Annotated in this window: 17 protein-coding genes; 16 read left to right on the top strand and 1 reads right to left on the bottom strand. The window is 70.7% G+C overall.

The annotated features are described in order from the left end of the window. Window positions 1-93 precede the first annotated feature (93 nt). The 12 genes from secY to JE024_RS14395 all read left to right on the top strand — a co-directional run bounded on the left by secY (window position 94) and on the right by JE024_RS14395 (window position 10920). Window positions 94-1413: a preprotein translocase subunit SecY gene (secY, locus tag JE024_RS14450; protein ID WP_205373989.1), complete on the top strand. Its 1320-nt coding sequence runs from the start codon at window positions 94-96 to the stop codon at window positions 1411-1413. Further along, window positions 1413-2078: an adenylate kinase gene (locus tag JE024_RS14445; RefSeq protein ID WP_205373988.1), complete on the top strand. Its 666-nt coding sequence runs from the start codon at window positions 1413-1415 to the stop codon at window positions 2076-2078. Before secY ends, JE024_RS14445 begins: the two co-directional genes overlap by 1 nt. A 113-nt stretch (window positions 2079-2191) precedes the next feature. Further along, window positions 2192-3028 (top strand): type I methionyl aminopeptidase, encoded by an 837-nt coding sequence (gene map / locus JE024_RS14440; protein WP_205373987.1) that lies wholly within the window; start codon window positions 2192-2194, stop codon window positions 3026-3028. Window positions 3029-3197: 169 nt separating this feature from the next. Continuing rightward, window positions 3198-3419 carry a translation initiation factor IF-1 gene (infA, locus tag JE024_RS14435; protein WP_003956442.1) on the top strand — a complete coding sequence of 74 codons (222 nt, stop codon included), beginning with the start codon at window positions 3198-3200 and terminating at the stop codon, window positions 3417-3419. Between the two features lie 58 nt (window positions 3420-3477). Further along, window positions 3478-3591 carry a 50S ribosomal protein L36 gene (gene rpmJ, locus JE024_RS14430; protein WP_003956441.1) on the top strand — a complete coding sequence of 38 codons (114 nt, stop codon included), beginning with the start codon at window positions 3478-3480 and terminating at the stop codon, window positions 3589-3591. Between the two features lie 190 nt (window positions 3592-3781). After that, window positions 3782-4162, top strand: a complete 381-nt coding sequence (gene rpsM / locus JE024_RS14425; protein WP_205373986.1) for a 30S ribosomal protein S13 — start codon at window positions 3782-3784, stop codon at window positions 4160-4162. A 65-nt stretch (window positions 4163-4227) separates the two neighbouring features. Next, window positions 4228-4632, top strand: a complete 405-nt coding sequence (rpsK, locus tag JE024_RS14420; protein ID WP_003956432.1) for a 30S ribosomal protein S11 — start codon at window positions 4228-4230, stop codon at window positions 4630-4632. Between the two features lie 133 nt (window positions 4633-4765). After that, window positions 4766-5788, top strand: a complete 1023-nt coding sequence (locus JE024_RS14415; protein ID WP_003956430.1) for a DNA-directed RNA polymerase subunit alpha — start codon at window positions 4766-4768, stop codon at window positions 5786-5788. Between the two features lie 178 nt (window positions 5789-5966). Next, entirely contained in the window at window positions 5967-6470 is a 504-nt protein-coding gene (gene rplQ / locus JE024_RS14410) for a 50S ribosomal protein L17 (protein WP_205373985.1), read from the top strand. Between the two features lie 80 nt (window positions 6471-6550). Further along, window positions 6551-7411: a tRNA pseudouridine(38-40) synthase TruA gene (gene truA / locus JE024_RS14405; protein ID WP_205373984.1), complete on the top strand. Its 861-nt coding sequence runs from the start codon at window positions 6551-6553 to the stop codon at window positions 7409-7411. Between the two features lie 93 nt (window positions 7412-7504). Next, complete coding sequence (locus JE024_RS14400; protein ID WP_205373983.1) at window positions 7505-9010, top strand: hypothetical protein; 1506 nt, start codon at window positions 7505-7507, stop codon at window positions 9008-9010. Window positions 9011-9252: 242 nt separating this feature from the next. After that, the gene (locus JE024_RS14395; protein WP_205373982.1) at window positions 9253-10920 is read left to right on the top strand and encodes an LAVTG motif-containing sortase-dependent surface protein; all 1668 of its coding nucleotides are present in this window, start codon (window positions 9253-9255) and stop codon (window positions 10918-10920) included. Window positions 10921-11048: 128 nt separating this feature from the next. Here the strand turns inward: JE024_RS14395 and JE024_RS14390 are convergent, their stop codons facing one another. Beyond that, complete coding sequence (locus JE024_RS14390) at window positions 11049-11999, bottom strand: hypothetical protein (RefSeq protein WP_205373981.1); 951 nt, start codon at window positions 11997-11999, stop codon at window positions 11049-11051. A 55-nt stretch (window positions 12000-12054) separates the two neighbouring features. On the opposite strand from JE024_RS14390, the gene JE024_RS14385 reads away from it, so the two are divergent. The 4 genes from JE024_RS14385 to rpsI all read left to right on the top strand — a co-directional run bounded on the left by JE024_RS14385 (window position 12055) and on the right by rpsI (window position 16663). Then, window positions 12055-13674, top strand: a complete 1620-nt coding sequence (locus JE024_RS14385; RefSeq protein WP_205373980.1) for an ABC-F family ATP-binding cassette domain-containing protein — start codon at window positions 12055-12057, stop codon at window positions 13672-13674. A gap of 117 nt (window positions 13675-13791) precedes the next feature. Next, window positions 13792-15402: a serine/threonine-protein kinase gene (locus JE024_RS14380; protein WP_205373979.1), complete on the top strand. Its 1611-nt coding sequence runs from the start codon at window positions 13792-13794 to the stop codon at window positions 15400-15402. A gap of 263 nt (window positions 15403-15665) precedes the next feature. Next, window positions 15666-16109 carry a 50S ribosomal protein L13 gene (gene rplM / locus JE024_RS14375; RefSeq protein WP_147987699.1) on the top strand — a complete coding sequence of 148 codons (444 nt, stop codon included), beginning with the start codon at window positions 15666-15668 and terminating at the stop codon, window positions 16107-16109. 41 nt (window positions 16110-16150) lie between these two features. Then, on the top strand, window positions 16151-16663 hold the full coding sequence (gene rpsI, locus JE024_RS14370) for a 30S ribosomal protein S9 (protein WP_205373978.1): 513 nt from the start codon (window positions 16151-16153) through the stop codon (window positions 16661-16663). Window positions 16664-16707: the final 44 nt, after the last annotated feature.

Below are 16707 nucleotides of genomic sequence, written 5' to 3'. Positions count from 1 at the left end.
TGGGGCCCGCCGAGCGGTTTGGCCCCTTTCCTATTCGTCGATCCTCAAAACCGTCACCTCTGACGCAGTAGCGCGGGGGTCGCAGGAGGCACCGTGCTCACCGCGTTCGCCCGGGCGTTCAAGACGCCCGACCTGCGCAAGAAGCTGCTCTTTACCCTGGCCATCATCGTTCTGTACCGCCTCGGGTCGCACATCCCGGTTCCGGGCGTCGACTACCAGAACGTGCAGATCTGTGTGGATGCAGCCTCGAAGGGCAACAACAGCCTCTTCGGGCTGGTGAACATGTTCAGCGGCGGCGCGCTGCTGCAGATCACCATCTTCGCGCTCGGCATCATGCCGTACATCACGGCGAGCATCATTCTCCAGCTGCTGACGGTGGTCATCCCGCGGCTGGAGGCCCTCAAGAAGGAGGGCCAGTCCGGCACCGCGAAGATCACGCAGTACACGCGTTATCTGACGGTCGCCCTCGCCGTGCTCCAGGGCACCGGCCTCGTCGCCACCGCCCGCAGCGGCGCGCTCTTCAGCGGCTGCCGGGTCGCCAACGACATCGTCCCGGACCAGTCGATCTTCACCACCGTCGTGATGGTCCTCACGATGACCGCCGGTACCGCCGCCGTCATGTGGCTCGGCGAGCTCATCACCGACCGCGGCATCGGCAACGGCATGTCGATCCTGATGTTCATCTCGATCGCGGCCGGCTTCCCGGGCGCCCTGTGGGCCATCAAGGAGAGCGGCAAGCTCGCCCAGGGCTGGATCGAGTTCGGCACCGTCATCCTGATCGGCTTCGTGATGGTCGGCCTCGTCGTCTTCGTCGAGCAGGCCCAGCGCCGGATCCCGGTGCAGTACGCGAAGCGCATGATCGGCCGCAGGTCGTACGGCGGTACGTCCACGTACATCCCGCTCAAGGTGAACCAGGCGGGTGTGATTCCCGTCATCTTCGCGTCGTCGCTGCTCTACATCCCGGCGCTCGTCGCGCAGTTCTCCAGCGGTACGTCGGGCTGGAAGACCTGGATCGAAGCCCACTTCGTGAAGGGTGACCACCCCTACTACATCGCTACGTACTTCCTGTTGATCGTGTTCTTCGCCTTCTTCTACGTGGCGATCTCGTTCAACCCCGAGGAAGTCGCGGACAACATGAAGAAGTATGGTGGCTTCATCCCGGGTATCCGGGCCGGTCGTCCTACTGCCGAGTATCTGAGCTACGTGCTCAACAGGATCACTTGGCCGGGCTCGCTGTACCTGGGTCTGATTGCTCTTGTCCCGACGATGGCGTTGGCAGGCTTCGGCGGCGCGAACCAGAACTTCCCGTTCGGCGGGACGAGCATCCTCATCATCGTGGGTGTGGGTCTGGAGACCGTGAAGCAGATCGAGAGCCAGCTCCAGCAGCGTAATTACGAAGGGTTCCTCCGCTGATGCGAATCGTCCTCGTCGGACCGCCCGGTGCCGGGAAGGGAACGCAGGCAGCCTTCCTGGCGAAGAACCTGTCGATCCCGCACATCTCCACGGGCGACCTCTTCCGCGCCAACATCTCCCAGGGCACGGAGCTGGGCAAGCAGGCCAAGGCGTACATGGACGCCGGCAACCTGGTACCCGACGAGGTCACCATCGGCATGGCCAAGGACCGCATGTCGCAGCCGGACGCCGTGAACGGCTTCCTGCTCGACGGCTTCCCGCGGAACGTGGGCCAGGCCGAGGCACTGGACGGCATGCTCCAGGGCGAGGGCGTCACGCTCGACGCCGTGCTCGACCTGGAGGTCCCCGAGGACGAGGTCGTCAAGCGGATCGCCGGCCGGCGGGTCTGCCGCAACAACAGCGCGCACGTCTTCCACGTCGCGTACACGCCTCCGAAGACCGAGGGCGTCTGCGACGAGTGCGGCGGCGAGCTGTACCAGCGCGACGACGACTCCGAGGAGACCGTGCGCAAGCGGCTGGAGGTCTACCACACGCAGACCGAGCCGATCATCGACTACTACAAGGCCCAGGGCCTGGTGGTCACGATCTCCGCACTGGGCAAGGTGGTCGACGTGACCGCCCGTGCCATGGAGGCTCTGAAGGTGGACAAGGCCGCCCAGGCCTGAGCCACCCGCACGACCCGAGACAAGGCCGCGGTGTCCCCAGGACGCCGCGGCCTTATCGTTGACTCGCCCCGTTTTCCCCGAGACCGTCCCCGACCGGAAAGGCGCCCGCCGCAATGGTGCAGATCAAGACCCCCGAGCAGATCGCGAAGATGCGTGAGGCGGGACTGGTCGTCGCCGCCATCCACGCGGCCACCCGAGAGGCGGCCGTCCCCGGCGCCACCACCCGCGACCTGGACGAGGTGGCCCGCAAGGTCATCGCCGAGCACGGTGCCAAGTCGAACTTCCTCGGCTACGGCGGCTTCCCCGCCACCATCTGCACCTCGGTGAACGAGGTCGTGGTGCACGGCATCCCCGACGAGAAGACCGTCCTGAAGGACGGCGACATCATCTCCGTCGACTGCGGCGCGATCGTCGACGGCTGGCACGGCGACGCGGCCTACACGGCCTTCGTGGGCTCCGGTCACGCTCCGGAGCTGATCGAACTCTCCCGGGTGACCGAGGAGTCGATGTGGGCCGGTATCGCGGCCATGAAGACCGGCAGCCGCCTCGTCGACGTCTCCCGCGCGATCGAGACCTACATCCGCCGCCAGCCGCGTCCGGCGACCGGCAAGTACGGGATCATCGAGGACTACGGCGGCCACGGCATCGGCACCGAGATGCACATGGACCCGCACCTGCTGAACTACGTCTCCCGGGGGCGCGGCCGCGGCCCGAAGCTGGTGCCCGGCTTCTGCCTGGCGATCGAGCCCATGGTCTCGTTGGGCACCCCGCACACCGAGGTCCTCGCCGACGACTGGACGGTCATCACCACCGACGGCACCTGGTCCTCGCACTGGGAGCACTCGGTCGCCCTCACCGAGGAGGGCCCGCTGGTGCTGACGGCCCCCGACGGCGGCCGGGCGAAGCTGGCGGAGCTGGGCGTCACCGCGGCTCCGGATCCGCTGGCCTGAGCCGGATCCGCCGGCCCGAGCCTGGATTGACGATCTGCGCCGGTGGGCAGACTTGACGAATTCGTCTTTTCGGCACCCCTGACGTAGACTGATGCGTCGGCTCTCGTGCATCCGTGTGTCCGCACCCGGTTCGAGAGTCGATCAAGGTAGCCGATTCGAAGGGCGAAGCGTGGCCAAGAAGCAAGGTGCCATCGAAATCGAGGGCACCGTGATCGAGTCCCTCCCGAACGCCATGTTCAAGGTGGAGCTCCAGAACGGTCACAAGGTCCTCGCGCACATCTCCGGCAAGATGCGTATGCACTACATCCGTATCCTTCCGGACGACCGGGTCGTGGTGGAGCTCTCTCCCTACGACCTGACGCGTGGGCGGATCGTCTACCGCTACAAGTAGATCTTGTCGCACCCCCGTTCGCGGGGTGTCGGCACTGACCCGGAGAACCTCACATCCCATGAAGGTCAAGCCGAGCGTCAAGAAGATCTGCGACAAGTGCAAGGTGATCCGCCGTCACGGCCGGGTCATGGTCATCTGCGACAACCTGCGCCACAAGCAGCGCCAGGGCTGACGCACGACCACCTGCACTCGCAGTTCTTCGCGCGACGCACGTAAAAGCATGTACATACGCAGGGTCCGCCTGGCTTCGGTCGGCGACACCCCCGGTGGAGGCCGGGGACCTGGTCGTACCACCCCCTCGCGGGGGTCGGCGGCCACGGATCGACTCTGCTGAAGACCTCCGACTATCACAGGAGCCATGAATGGCACGCCTTGAAGGCGTTGACCTTCCGCGCGAAAAGCGCATCGAGGTCGCCCTCACCTACGTTTTCGGCATCGGGCGCACCCGGTCCCAGGAGACCCTCGCCGCCACCGGTGTCGACCCGAACGTCCGCGTTCGTGACCTCCCGGAAGAGGACCTGGTCAAGATCCGCGAGTACGTGGACGTCAACTTCCAGACCGAAGGTGACCTCCGCCGCGACATCCAGGCCAACATCCGCCGCAAGGTCGAGATCGGCTGCTACCAGGGTCTGCGTCACCGCCGCGGCCTGCCGGTCCACGGCCAGCGCACCAGCACGAACGCGCGTACCCGCAAGGGCCCGCGTCGCGCGATCGCCGGCAAGAAGAAGCCGGGCAAGAAGTAGTCCTCAGCGGACGCTCATCAGCGGTCTTCGCTGTAGGACCGACCACCTCCCGTAGGAGTTAGAAGATGCCCCCCAAGGGACGTCAGGGCGCTGCCAAGAAGGTGCGCCGCAAGGAAAAGAAGAACGTCGCTCACGGCCACGCGCACATCAAGAGCACGTTCAACAACACGATCGTCTCGATCACGGACCCCTCGGGCAACGTGATCTCCTGGGCCTCCGCCGGCCACGTCGGCTTCAAGGGCTCGCGCAAGTCCACCCCCTTCGCCGCGCAGATGGCCGCCGAGTCGGCCGCCCGCCGCGCGCAGGAGCACGGCATGCGCAAGGTCGACGTCTTCGTCAAGGGTCCCGGCTCCGGCCGTGAGACCGCGATCCGCTCCCTCCAGGCCACCGGCCTCGAGGTCGGCTCGATCCAGGACGTCACCCCCACCCCGCACAACGGCTGCCGTCCGCCGAAGCGCCGCCGCGTCTGACGCACGGCCTTCTGCGGCCTCGGCCGCAGGACCAGGGTGTTTCCGGGCGGTACGTCCCTTTCGGGGCGTGCCGCCCGTACCCTGTATCAGAGGACGTCAAATAGCGGGCGTCCACGACTGAAGGAAACACATCATGCTGATCGCTCAGCGTCCCTCGCTGACCGAAGAGGTCGTCGACGAGTACCGTTCGCGGTTCGTCATCGAGCCCCTGGAGCCGGGCTTCGGCTACACGCTCGGCAACTCCCTGCGCCGTACCCTCCTCTCCTCGATCCCGGGTGCGGCCGTCACGTCCATCCGCATCGACGGTGTCCTGCACGAGTTCACCACCGTGCCGGGCGTCAAGGAGGACGTCACCGACCTCATCCTCAACATCAAGCAGCTGGTCGTCTCCTCGGAGCACGACGAGCCGGTCGTGATGTACCTGCGCAAGCAGGGCCCCGGCCTGGTCACCGCCGCGGACATCGCCCCGCCGGCCGGTGTCGAGGTGCACAACCCCGACCTGGTCCTCGCCACGCTGAACGGCAAGGGCAAGCTGGAGATGGAGCTGACCGTCGAGCGCGGTCGCGGCTACGTCTCCGCCGTGCAGAACAAGCAGGTCGGCCAGGAGATCGGCCGCATCCCGGTCGACTCCATCTACTCGCCGGTCCTCAAGGTCACCTACAAGGTCGAGGCGACCCGAGTCGAGCAGCGGACCGACTTCGACAAGCTGATCGTCGACGTCGAGACCAAGCAGGCCATGCGCCCGCGCGACGCCATGGCGTCCGCCGGAAAGACCCTGGTCGAGCTGTTCGGTCTGGCCCGTGAGCTCAACATCGACGCCGAGGGCATCGACATGGGCCCGTCCCCGACGGACGCCGCCCTCGCCGCCGACCTGGCGCTGCCGATCGAGGAGCTCGAGCTCACCGTTCGTTCGTACAACTGCCTTAAGCGCGAGGGCATCCACTCCGTGGGTGAGCTCGTGGCGCGTTCCGAGGCCGACCTGCTCGACATCCGCAACTTCGGTGCGAAGTCGATCGACGAGGTCAAGGCGAAGCTGGCCGGCATGGGCCTGGCCCTCAAGGACAGCCCGCCCGGATTCGACCCGACCGCCGCCGCCGACGCCTTCGGCGCCGACGACGACGCGGACGCGGGCTTCGTCGAGACCGAGCAGTACTGAGACCCGGGCCTCACGGCCCGTACCGCTGCCGGCGGCCGACCGCGTCCACGCGGTGGCGCCGCGTGAGCAGCACCGCCCCGCGCCCCCCTGGGGGCGCGGGTCTCCGACAGGTAACCGCCTGCTCGGATACTGACACCGGTACCTCGTACGGCCGGTGCAGACACCAAGGAGAAACACCATGCCGCGTCCCACCAAGGGAGCCCGTTTCGGTGGCAGCGCCGCTCACGAGAAGCTGCTTCTCGCGAACCTGGCGAAGTCGCTGTTCGAGCACGGCCGCATCACCACGACCGAGGCCAAGGCCCGCCGCCTGCGTCCGGTCGCCGAGCGCCTGATCACCAAGGCGAAGAAGGGCGACATCCACAACCGTCGCCTGGTGCTGCAGACGATCACGGACAAGGGCATCGTGCACACGCTCTTCACCGAGATCGCTCCGCGTTACGCCGAGCGTCCGGGCGGCTACACCCGCATCACGAAGATCGGCAACCGTCGTGGTGACAACGCCCCGATGGCCGTGATCGAGCTGGTCGAGGGTGAGATCGCGAAGAAGGCGACCGTCGCCGAGGCCGAGGCCGCCACCAAGCGCGCCGTCAAGGAGTCCGAGGCCAAGGCCGAGGAGTCCAAGGTCGAGGACACCAAGGACGAGGCCGCCGAGGCCCCGGCCGAGGAGTCCAAGGACGCCTGAGCCTGATCCCAGGTTCGTCGAACGGGCCCGTCCCCCTGGTGGGGGCGGGCCCGTTCCGCGTGAGTTGAGAGGATGGTCGCGTGAGCGACGAGGTGAGGCCCGGACACGTCCGGGTGCGGCTGGACCTTTCGTACGACGGCAAGGACTTCTCCGGCTGGGCGAAGCAGGCCCACGGGCAGCGGACCGTGCAGGGCGAGATCGAGGACGCCCTGCGGACGGTGACGCGTTCGGCCACCACGTACGAGCTGACGGTCGCGGGGCGCACGGACGCCGGGGTGCACGCACGGGGCCAGGTGGCCCACGTCGACCTGCCCGTCGAGGTGTGGGCCGAGCACCGGGAGAAGCTGCTCAAGCGGCTGGCCGGCCGGCTCTCCCGGGACGTGCGCGTCTGGAGCGCCGAGGAGGCGGCCCCCGGGTTCAACGCCCGCTTCTCGGCGATCTGGCGGCGCTACGCGTACCGGGTGACCGACGCGCCCGGCGGCGTCGACCCGCTGCTGCGGGGCCATGTGCTGTGGCACGACTGGCCGTTGGACGTGGACGCGATGAACTCCGCGGCCGAACGGCTGGTGGGGGAGCACGACTTCGCCGCGTACTGCAAGAAGCGCGAGGGCGCCACGACGATCCGCACTCTCCAGCAACTGTCCTGGGCGCGGGACGCCTCGGGGATCCTCACCGCCACGGTGCGGGCCGACGCCTTCTGCCACAACATGGTGCGCTCCCTCGTCGGGGCGATGCTGTTCGTCGGCGACGGGCACCGCCCGGTCGACTGGCCGGCGGAGGTCCTGGCGGCCGGTGTCCGGGACTCGGCGGTGCACGTGGTGCGCCCGCACGGCCTGACCCTGGAGGAAGTCGGCTACCCCGCCGACGAGTTGCTCGCCGCGCGCAGCAGGGAGGCGCGCAACAAGCGCTCGCTGCCGGGGGCTTCGGCGGGCTGCTGCTGAAGCCCGGGGCAACCATCCGCCCGCTGAACGGTCTTGCCACAGGGACGGGGAGTTCCGTCCGGGTGCAGAGCGGTGCGGGCGAGGGGTGGGGCCATGGCGGGGGCTGCGGGACGACTGTTACGCGGTGCGGCGGCCTTCGCGGCGTCCCTGGCCCTCCTGGGCGGCTCGGCCGGGGTCGTGCGGGCCGAGGAGCCCGTGTACGCGATACAGACCGAGGCCGCTCTGCGGCTGCCGCCGGCGGGGTCGCGCGATCAGCCGCCCTCCTACCACGCGTATCTCCTCAAGCCGAAGGGTGATGCGCCCCGGGACTACGTGTTCACCTGGGACTTCTCCGAGCTGGCCGGCTTCGTCGACGTCGGGGTCAAGCCCCACTCCGGGGACAGGTGCACCATCGACGGCACGCGCATGACGTGCCGTCACCGGTATGTGAACGACAACCCGCTGGTGCCGACTCCCCTGCTCCGGGCGGTCCGGGGCGCGCGGGACGGGAGCAGCGGTCATCTGCGGGTGACCGCCGAGTCCGAGGGCGTCACCGTGCGGGGCGCCTCGACCCTGGTGCGCGTGGGCGGAGCAGAGCTCTTCGCCGTCCGGGTGCCCCTGGACCACAGGCCGTTCGTGGGCGAGGTCCAGCGTCCGCGCTACTCGTTCGTCAACAAGGGCACGCTGCCGGCCGGGAGGGTGCTGCTGGCACTGACGGTCACCCGGGGCATGGACCTCCCCCGTACCGCCGGCAACTGCGAGTACGCCGACCTGCCGGGGCCGGTGGAGACCGGTTTCGCGCTCTGCTCGTTCGAGGGCCCCTTCGAGCCCGGCGCCGCCTACCGCGCCGACCGGGGGATCGAGGTGCGGACGGGGGAGCGGGCGTTCGTCGACACGCTGGAGTACGAGTTCGTGGTCGACTCCCCGGCCGAACGCGAGCGGCTGCGCGCCGGCCTGGTCCTCACGAGGGGCAACGGGCCGTCCGTGATCATGAGAAAGGAGGGCTCGGGGCTTCCTCCCGCCGACGATGTCGGGAAGTACGACACGGGGTTCGACGAGCTCTGGGCCCGGACCACCACGGATCTCCAGGTCCTCGGGGACACGGCCTTCGCCGCGCGGGGGGAGCGGTTCACCGTCGATCTGGGCTTCCGCAACAACGGCCCGGCGTGGATCACCCAGCTCGGCCCCGGTGACCCCACCAGCGTGGCCGCCGTGTGGTTCACCGTGCCGCCGGGCACGAAGGTGACCTCCAAACCCGACCGGTGCCGGGCGTGGGGGGCGGACGGGAAGCTGCTCCACAACGGGCTCGGTGCGCCGGCGTACGAGTGCCGGTTCGTCGGCCGGGTTCTGGAGGACGAGCGGCACGGGCTGCGCTTCGGCCTGCTGCTCGAGAAGGAGGTCGAGAACGCCCGGGGCCGGATCGAGCTCCATGGCGGCACGAACCAGTTCTGGCCCGACGACGACGCCGATCCGGACAACAACACGGCCTCCGTGGTGGTCAATCCGGCCGAGGTGGCCGAGGGCCCCCGGGGCGTCCTGGCGTTCGCCCTGGGTGCGACGCTGATCGCCCTGGCCGGCGGGGCGTTCGTCGTGGTGCGCAGGCGCCGGCGGGCCTCCTGACGGGCCCCGCGCCCCGGCGGCGGGAGATCCGTGCGACGTGCGGCCGCGTACCGGAAGAAGCCCCGGGCGCTTGCCGTGTCCCCGGCACCGGAAGAAGCCCCGGGCGCTCGCCGTGTCTCCGGCACCGGAAGAAGCCCCGGGCGCTCGCCGTGTCTCCGGCACCGGGGCAACCATCCTCGTCCCCGTTGGTCTACTCGGTGGACGCAGGACGGCTTTCGGGTGACGAACGGACGGGGTGCGGGATGCGCGAGGTCGGCGGGAGACGGACGCTGCGGCGTCTGACGGGGGCCCTGGCGGCCCTGGGTGCGATGGCGGCCGTCCTGGGCGGAGCCGCGGGCACGGCGCGTGCCGAGGAGCCCGGGTACCGGGTCACGCTGGAGGCGGAACTCGGGCTGCCGCTGCCCGGTTCGACGCTCCAGCAGCCCTGGTTCCACGCGGCGCTGGAGCGGCCGGCCGGGGACACGGCCGCCCGGGAGTACGTGCTGACCTACGACTTCTCGGAGATCGCGTCGTTCGTCGACGTGAAGGTCCGGGCGATCGACGCACGCTTCTGTTCGATCGCCGGTACCACGATGACGTGCCGGCACACCGTCGAGGGCGAGATCGCGTCCGTCGGTGTCCCCGAACTGCTCGCCGCCCAGGGGAGCAGGAACGGGCAGAGCGGGCGGCTGACGGTCACCGCCGCCTCCGAGGGCATCACCGTCGAGGGCTCCTCGACCCTGGTGCGGGTGGGCGGGCCGGATCTCGCCGCCGTGCGCGTGCCGTTGAAGGACAGTCCGTCCGTGGGCGAGGTGCAGAACCCCCGGTACTCCTTCACCAACAAGGGCACACTGCCGGCCGCGGGGGTGCTGCTCACGCTGACCGGCACCCGGGGCCTGGAGCTGCCGCGCACCGCGGGTAACTGCGAGTACGCCGATCTGCCGGGGCCGGAGCAGACCGTCTTCGCGCTGTGCTCCTTCCCGGGCACGTACGAGCCGGGCGCCACCTACCGCGCCGACCGCGGCATCGCGGTGAGGACGGGCACGCGGGCCTATGTGGACCGGCTGAGCTACCGGTTCCTGGAGGACACCCCCGCCGAGCGGGCGAAGCTGCGCGGGAAGCTGAGCTTCACCCAGGGGACGGGCCCGGCGGTCGTGATGGAGAAGACCGGAGCCTCCGCCCGCTCGACCGACCTCTACATCTTCGACAATGACGGCTGGTGGGAGCCGACGGCCCGCAACACGGCCGACTTCCAGGCGGTCGGGGACACGGCCACGGGCGCGAAGGGCGAGCACGTCACCGTCGACCTGGGCTTCCGCAACAACGGCCCGGCCTGGGTCACCGGCACCAGCGGCGGCGACCCGCGTTCCGTCGGCGCCGTCGAGTTCCTGGTGCCCCCGGGCACCAGGGTGACGGAGGTTCCGGACGGCTGCCACGGCTACTCCGTGGACCGCAAGAAGTACTACGGGGAGGAGCCCGGGGCGCCCCTCTACGTCTGTGACCAGGGCACGTTCATCCTGGAGGACGCCCGCGCGGACCTGCCGTTCGTCCTGCTGATCGAGAAGCACGTCGAGAACGCCAAGGGCCGGATCGAGGTCTCGTCCACGTACTACGGCGGACACGGCGAGCACGACAAGAAGCCGTCGAACGACTCGGCGGCCGTCGTGGTGAACCCGGTCGACGAGCCGGGTGACGGCTCCGGCGGCACCTCCTCCGGCGGCTCCACCGCGGGCGGGACGTCCTCGGGCGGCTCCGACGGGGGCGCGGCTGCGTCCGGCGGCGCTTCGGCCGGCGGCTCCACCGGCGCGACCGGCGGGAATCTGGCGTCCACCGGATCGCCGGTGCTGCCCGTGGCGTTCGGCGCGGCCGCGGCCGTCCTGGCGGGCGGGGTGCTCTTCATGGTGGTGCGCCGGCGGCGCGGCACGGTCTGACACGGCACGGGCGGCACGTACGACGGGAAGGAACCGGGCACGGCGAGGACGACCAGAGGACGGCTCCGGCGATGAGCCGCCGGTCACCGTGCGCCGGTCACCGTGCGCCGGTCACCGCCCGCCCCGCGTCACTGCGCGGGGCGGGTGGCCGCCGCCTTCGCCTGGTCGTCGCCGCGGCGCACGATCTGGCGGAAGGCGAACTCGCCGATGTCGTCGCCGGTCTGGTACGCCTTGGTGTCCTTCGTGGTCACCGACTTGGCCGTGGTGTAGCCGGTGATGGTGAAGTAGGCGTAGCGGCCGTAGGAGTTGTAGGTGTTCCGGCAGACGGGCCCGCCCTTGCAGAAGGTGGGGACGCCGGCGCCGGGCAGCGGGACGACGCCGCCCTTCGCCTCCCGGACGGCCTTCTTGGCGGTGGCCTCGTTCGCGAAGGTCGCGACGCCGACGGTGACCGCGATGCCGTCCTTGACGTAGGTGGCGCGGAACACCTGCTCGCACGTGTTGCGCTCCAGCACCCCGCCGAGCGCCGGCGTGGTGGCGGCGGCGCAGTTGCCGGTCCGTGCGGTGAGGCCCTTGGTGTAGACGCGGGAGCCGTTGCCCATGGTGAGCTTCTTGCCCGGGAAGAGGGTGTCGGCGCTCAGCGGCGCGGTGTCCTTCTTCCGGTCGGAGATGAAGTCCTTGGGGTTCGGCGGGGGCAGCGGGGCCACCGAGGAGAAGGACGGCTGCGGCTGGGTGGACTCCTGCGGCAGCGTGGGCGCGGTGGGCAGGGTGCCGTTGCGGTCGGAGGCCGTCGGGCCGTCGTCCTTGTTGGAGGTGACGATCGCGGTGGCCACGGCGCCCGCGATCAGCGCGGTCGCGAGGGCTCCGCCGCCGATCATCAGCCAGCGCCGGCGCCGGGTGCGGGCGGCGGAGGCGTCCGCGAGCGCCGCCCAGTCCGGGGTGCCGGGGTCGGAGCCGTACCGGTCACCGCCGTAGGAGCCCTGGCCGAAACCCCCCTGCCCGCCCCCGTACTGGCCCTGGTGGTACGGGTCCTGGTCCTGTCCGCCGGACCCCCACTGAGGTCCCCCCTGCCCAAAGCTCATGCCGCGCATCCTAAACCGGTTGGGTGAGGGCGGTCCCGGCGGTGACAATCGCCCCATGGGACATGTGGAAGCGGCACACCTCGAGTACTACCTACCGGACGGGCGGGTGCTCCTCGGCGACGCGTCGTTCCGCGTGGGCGAGGGCGCGGTCGCCGCGCTGGTGGGCGCGAACGGCGCGGGCAAGACGACGCTGCTGCGGATCATCGCGGGCGAGATCCAGCCGCACGGCGGCTCGGTGACGGTCAGCGGCGGCCTCGGGGTGATGCCCCAGTTCGTCGGTTCGGTGCGCGACGAGCGCACGGTGCGGGACCTGCTGGTGTCGGTCTCCCAGCCGCGCATCCGGGAGGCCGCCGCCGCGGTCGACAAGGCCGAGCACGCGATCATGACCGTGGACGACGAGGCCGCGCAGATGCGGTACGCGCAGGCGCTGAGCGACTGGGCGGAGGCGCGCGGCTACGAGGCGGAGACGGTCTGGGACATGTGCACCACGGCCGCGCTGGGCGTCCCGTACGAGCAGGCGCAGTGGCGGCAGGTGCGCACGCTCTCCGGCGGCGAGCAGAAGCGGCTGGTGCTGGAGGCCCTGCTGCGCGGTCCCGACGAGGTGCTGCTGCTCGACGAGCCGGACAACTACCTGGACGTACCGGGCAAGCGGTGGCTGGAGGAGCGGCTCGCGGAGACCCGCAAGACGATCCTGTTCGTCTCCCACGACCGGGAGCTGCTCTCCCGGGCCGCCGAGCGGATCGTGGCGGTGGAGCCGGGGCCCGCCGGATCCGACGTCTGGATCCACGGCGGCGGCTTCGCCACCTTCCCCGAGGCGCGCAAGGAGCGCTTCGCCCGCTTCGAGGAGCTGAAGCGGCGCTGGGACGAGGAGCACGCCCGGCTGAAGGCGCTGGTGCACCGGCTGCGCCAGCAGGCGGCCATCAGCCCGGACATGGCCTCGCGCTACCGGGCGATGCAGACCCGCTTCCGGAAGTTCGAGGAGGCCGGCCCGCCGCCGGAGCCGCCCCGCGAGCAGGAGATCAGGATGCGGCTGCGCGGCGGCCGGACCGGGGTGCGCGCCCTGACCTGCACGGACCTGGAGCTCACCGGTCTGATGAAGCCGTTCTCGCTGGAGGTCTTCTACGGCGAGCGGGTGGCCGTCCTCGGGTCCAACGGCTCCGGCAAGTCCCACTTCCTGCGGCTGCTCGCCGGGGACGGGGTGGCGCACACCGGTGCGTGGAAGCTGGGCGCCCGCGTGGTGCCGGGCCACTTCGCGCAGACCCACGCCCACCCCGAGCTGATGGGCCGCACCCTCGTCGACATCCTGTGGACGGAGCACGCGAAGGACCGGGGCGGGGCGATGTCGGTGCTGCGCCGGTACGAGCTGGAGCGCCAGGGCGACCAGCCCTTCGAGAAGCTCTCCGGCGGGCAGCAGGCGCGTTTCCAGATCCTGCTGCTGGAGCTCGCGGGCACGACGGCGCTGCTGCTCGACGAGCCGACGGACAACCTGGACCTGGAGTCGGCCGAGGCGCTCCAGGCGGGCCTGGAGGCGTACGAGGGCACGGTGCTCTCGGTCACCCACGACCGGTGGTTCGCCAAGTCCTTCGACCGGTTCCTGGTCTTCGGCTCGGACGGCAGGGTCCGCGAGACCCCGGAGCCCGTCTGGGACGAGCGCCGCGTCGAGCGGGCGCGCTAGACCCCTGCCGGTGGCGCCCCGGGGCGCGGGTGAACGGAACCGTCCCGGGGTAGGGAGGCGTCGTTGCCGTGCCGCGCGGGCGTCGCACGGCGGGGGCGGGACGCCTGGGGGGCGGTCATGCAGGGGGCACAGGACACGGGCGCGGTGCGCCCGGGTGAGCGGTTCGGACGGTTCACCGTGCTGGCGGAGCTGGCCGCCGGCGGCATGGGCCGCGTGTATCTGGCCCGCACCGACGGCGGCCGGACGGTCGCCCTCAAGACGCTGCTCACCGACAGCGAGGACGACCGCCGGCGCTTCGCCCGCGAGGTCGCGCTGGCCCAGCGGGTGCGGGGCGTCTACACCGCGAGCATCGTCGCGGCGGACCCGGCGGCGGCGGTGCCCTGGATGGCGCAGGAGTACGTGCCCGCGCCCTCGCTGAAGGAACTGCTGGACGGCTGCGGCACGCTGGGGCCGGACGCGCTGCACTGGGTCGCCGCCGGGATCGCCGAGGCGCTCGTCTCGCTGCACGAGGCCGGTCTGGTCCACCGGGACGTGAAGCCGTCGAACGTGCTGCTGCCGATCGAGGGCCCCCGGCTGATCGACTTCGGGATCTCGCAGGCGCACGACGTGACCCGGACCCAGACCGCACTCGGCACGGTGGCCTTCGCCGCCCCCGAACAGGCCCGGGGCGAGCCGACGACGAGCGCGTCCGACGTGTTCTCGCTGGGGGCCACCCTCTTCTGCCTCGCCACCGGCCGGCCGCCGTACGCGCGGATCGCGACCGCCTCGGCGATGGAGCTGCTGGTGCGCGCCGCCCGGGGCGAGACGGACGTCACCGGGCTGCCGGGGGAGGTGGCCGGCCTGGTGCTGCCGTGCCTCGCGACGGACCCGGCCGGGCGCCCGACGCCGGCCCAGGTCGTCGAGCTGTGCGCGCGCCGGCTCAGCGGCAGGCCGTCCTCCGCACGGGGCGGCGAGGACTGGATCGGGCCGCGCTGGGCCCAGGCCGTGGAGCGCCACCGCGCCCGCCGGATCGAGGCGCTGGAGGCCGCGGACCGCCGCTTCGGCCCGGACGCGCCGACCTCGCGGGTGCCGGCGCCGCCCGCCACGTCCCGGCTGGACGCCCCGGGGGGCGACGCGCCGGACCGGCCGGCCGCGAGGAGCGCCCGCTACGCGCGGCCGGCCCGGGTCGCGGGCGCGTTCGCGGTGGCGGTGCTGACGGCGTCGCTGTTCGTCTGGCGGCCGTGGGAGGGCGCGGGCAGCCCGGCGGGCGTGCCGGACGGCCCGGTGCGGTTCCTGGAGGTGGCCCGGGAGTACCAGGGGGTGTGCCCGGGGACCGGTTCGGGCGCGGGCGGTGTGATCGGGGCGGCGACGGAGTCCCCGGTGCCCGACGGGCGGGGCTTCGTCGCGGACGACCGCAGCGTGTGCGTGGAGGTGTCGGTCGCCGAGGGCCTGACCGTGGAGAGCTTCCGCGAGGTCGTCGCCCGGGAGTCGGACCCCTCGTCGGGGCTGGAGGGCTGGGAGGTCGAGGTGACGTTCGAGGACGCAGACCGCGCGGCGTGGACGGCGCTGACCACCCGGGTCGCCGGACGGCCGGAGCCGGCCGACCGGCTCGCCGTCGTGCAGGGCGAGGACCGGCTGCTGGCGCATGTGGGACTGAAGACGCCGCTGACCGGCGACAGCGCCGTGATCGCCACCGGGCTCGGCAGGAACCAGGCGCGCTTCCTCGCCGAGACGCTCGGCGCGCCCTGACCGGGGCCGGGCACGGGATTTTGACCCGTACGGGGGGCGACGGTATTCTTCTGGTTCGTTATGCGTATTGGCTTGCTCTATCTCACGTGAGGGGCCCTTACGCCGGTCCACCGGGCCGATGACCAGCGGCAGGCACTCGGGTTGCGTCCCCGTAGCGCCGCCAAGGCTGTCGTGATCGTCCGGGTGGCCTTGTCAGGACCCCGTCCTTCGTGCCTTAACCGGCCGCGGAGGACCCCATCACTGAAGAAGCGAAGGCTACGACCGTGCGTACGTACAGCCCCAAGCCCGGCGATGTGACGCGCCAGTGGCACATCATCGACGCGCAGGACATCGTCCTGGGCCGTCTGGCGACCACCGCCGCAACCCTTCTCCGGGGCAAGCACAAGCCGATCTACGCGCCGCACGTCGACGCTGGTGACTTCGTCATCATCGTCAACGCGGACAAGGTGCACCTGTCCGGCAACAAGCGGACCCAGAAGATGGCGTACCGCCACTCCGGTTACCCGGGTGGTCTGCGCTCCGTCCGCTACGACGAGCTGCTGGAGAAGAACCCCGAGAAGGCCGTCGAGAAGGCCATCAAGGGCATGCTCCCCAAGAACACCCTGGGCCGTCAGATGCTCTCGAAGCTGAAGGTCTACGCGGGCGAGAACCACCCGCACGCTGCGCAGCAGCCTGTCCCGTTCGAGATCACCCAGGTCGCGCAGTAAGTCCGGCCACCCCCTAAGACGAAAAGAATCTGAGGAGAATCGTGGCTGAGACCACCGCCGAGACCCCGCTCGAAGAGGTTGACGTCGAGCAGTACACCACCGAGACCGAGGTTCCGGTCGAGGGCGAGTACACCTCCGAGTCCCTGGCTTCCCGCTTCGGCGACCCGCAGCCGGCCGCCGGCCTGGGCCGTCGCAAGAACGCCATCGCCCGCGTCCGGATCGTTCCGGGCTCCGGCAAGTGGAAGATCAACGGCCGCACCCTTGAGGACTACTTCCCCAACAAGGTGCACCAGCAGGAAGTCAACGAGCCCTTCAAGGTGCTCGAGCTCGACGACCGCTACGACGTCATCGCCCGCATCTCGGGTGGCGGCGTCTCCGGCCAGGCCGGTGCCCTGCGCCTCGGTGTGGCCCGCGCCCTGAACGAGGCGGACGTGGACAACAACCGCGGCCCGCTGAAGAAGGCCGGCTTCCTCTCCCGCGACGACCGTGCGGTCGAGCGCAAGAAGGCCGGTCTCAAGAAGGCCCGTAAGGCCCCGCAGTACAGCAAGCGCTAATCGCGCCGGCTGTACGAGCCGACACGGCTTCTGTACGGCTTTTC

This window comes from Streptomyces zhihengii (assembly GCF_016919245.1).
GTDB classification, from domain to species: domain Bacteria; phylum Actinomycetota; class Actinomycetes; order Streptomycetales; family Streptomycetaceae; genus Streptomyces; species Streptomyces zhihengii.
Note: the sequence above shows the minus strand (reverse complement) of the source record. Positions and strands in the feature narration are given on the sequence as shown.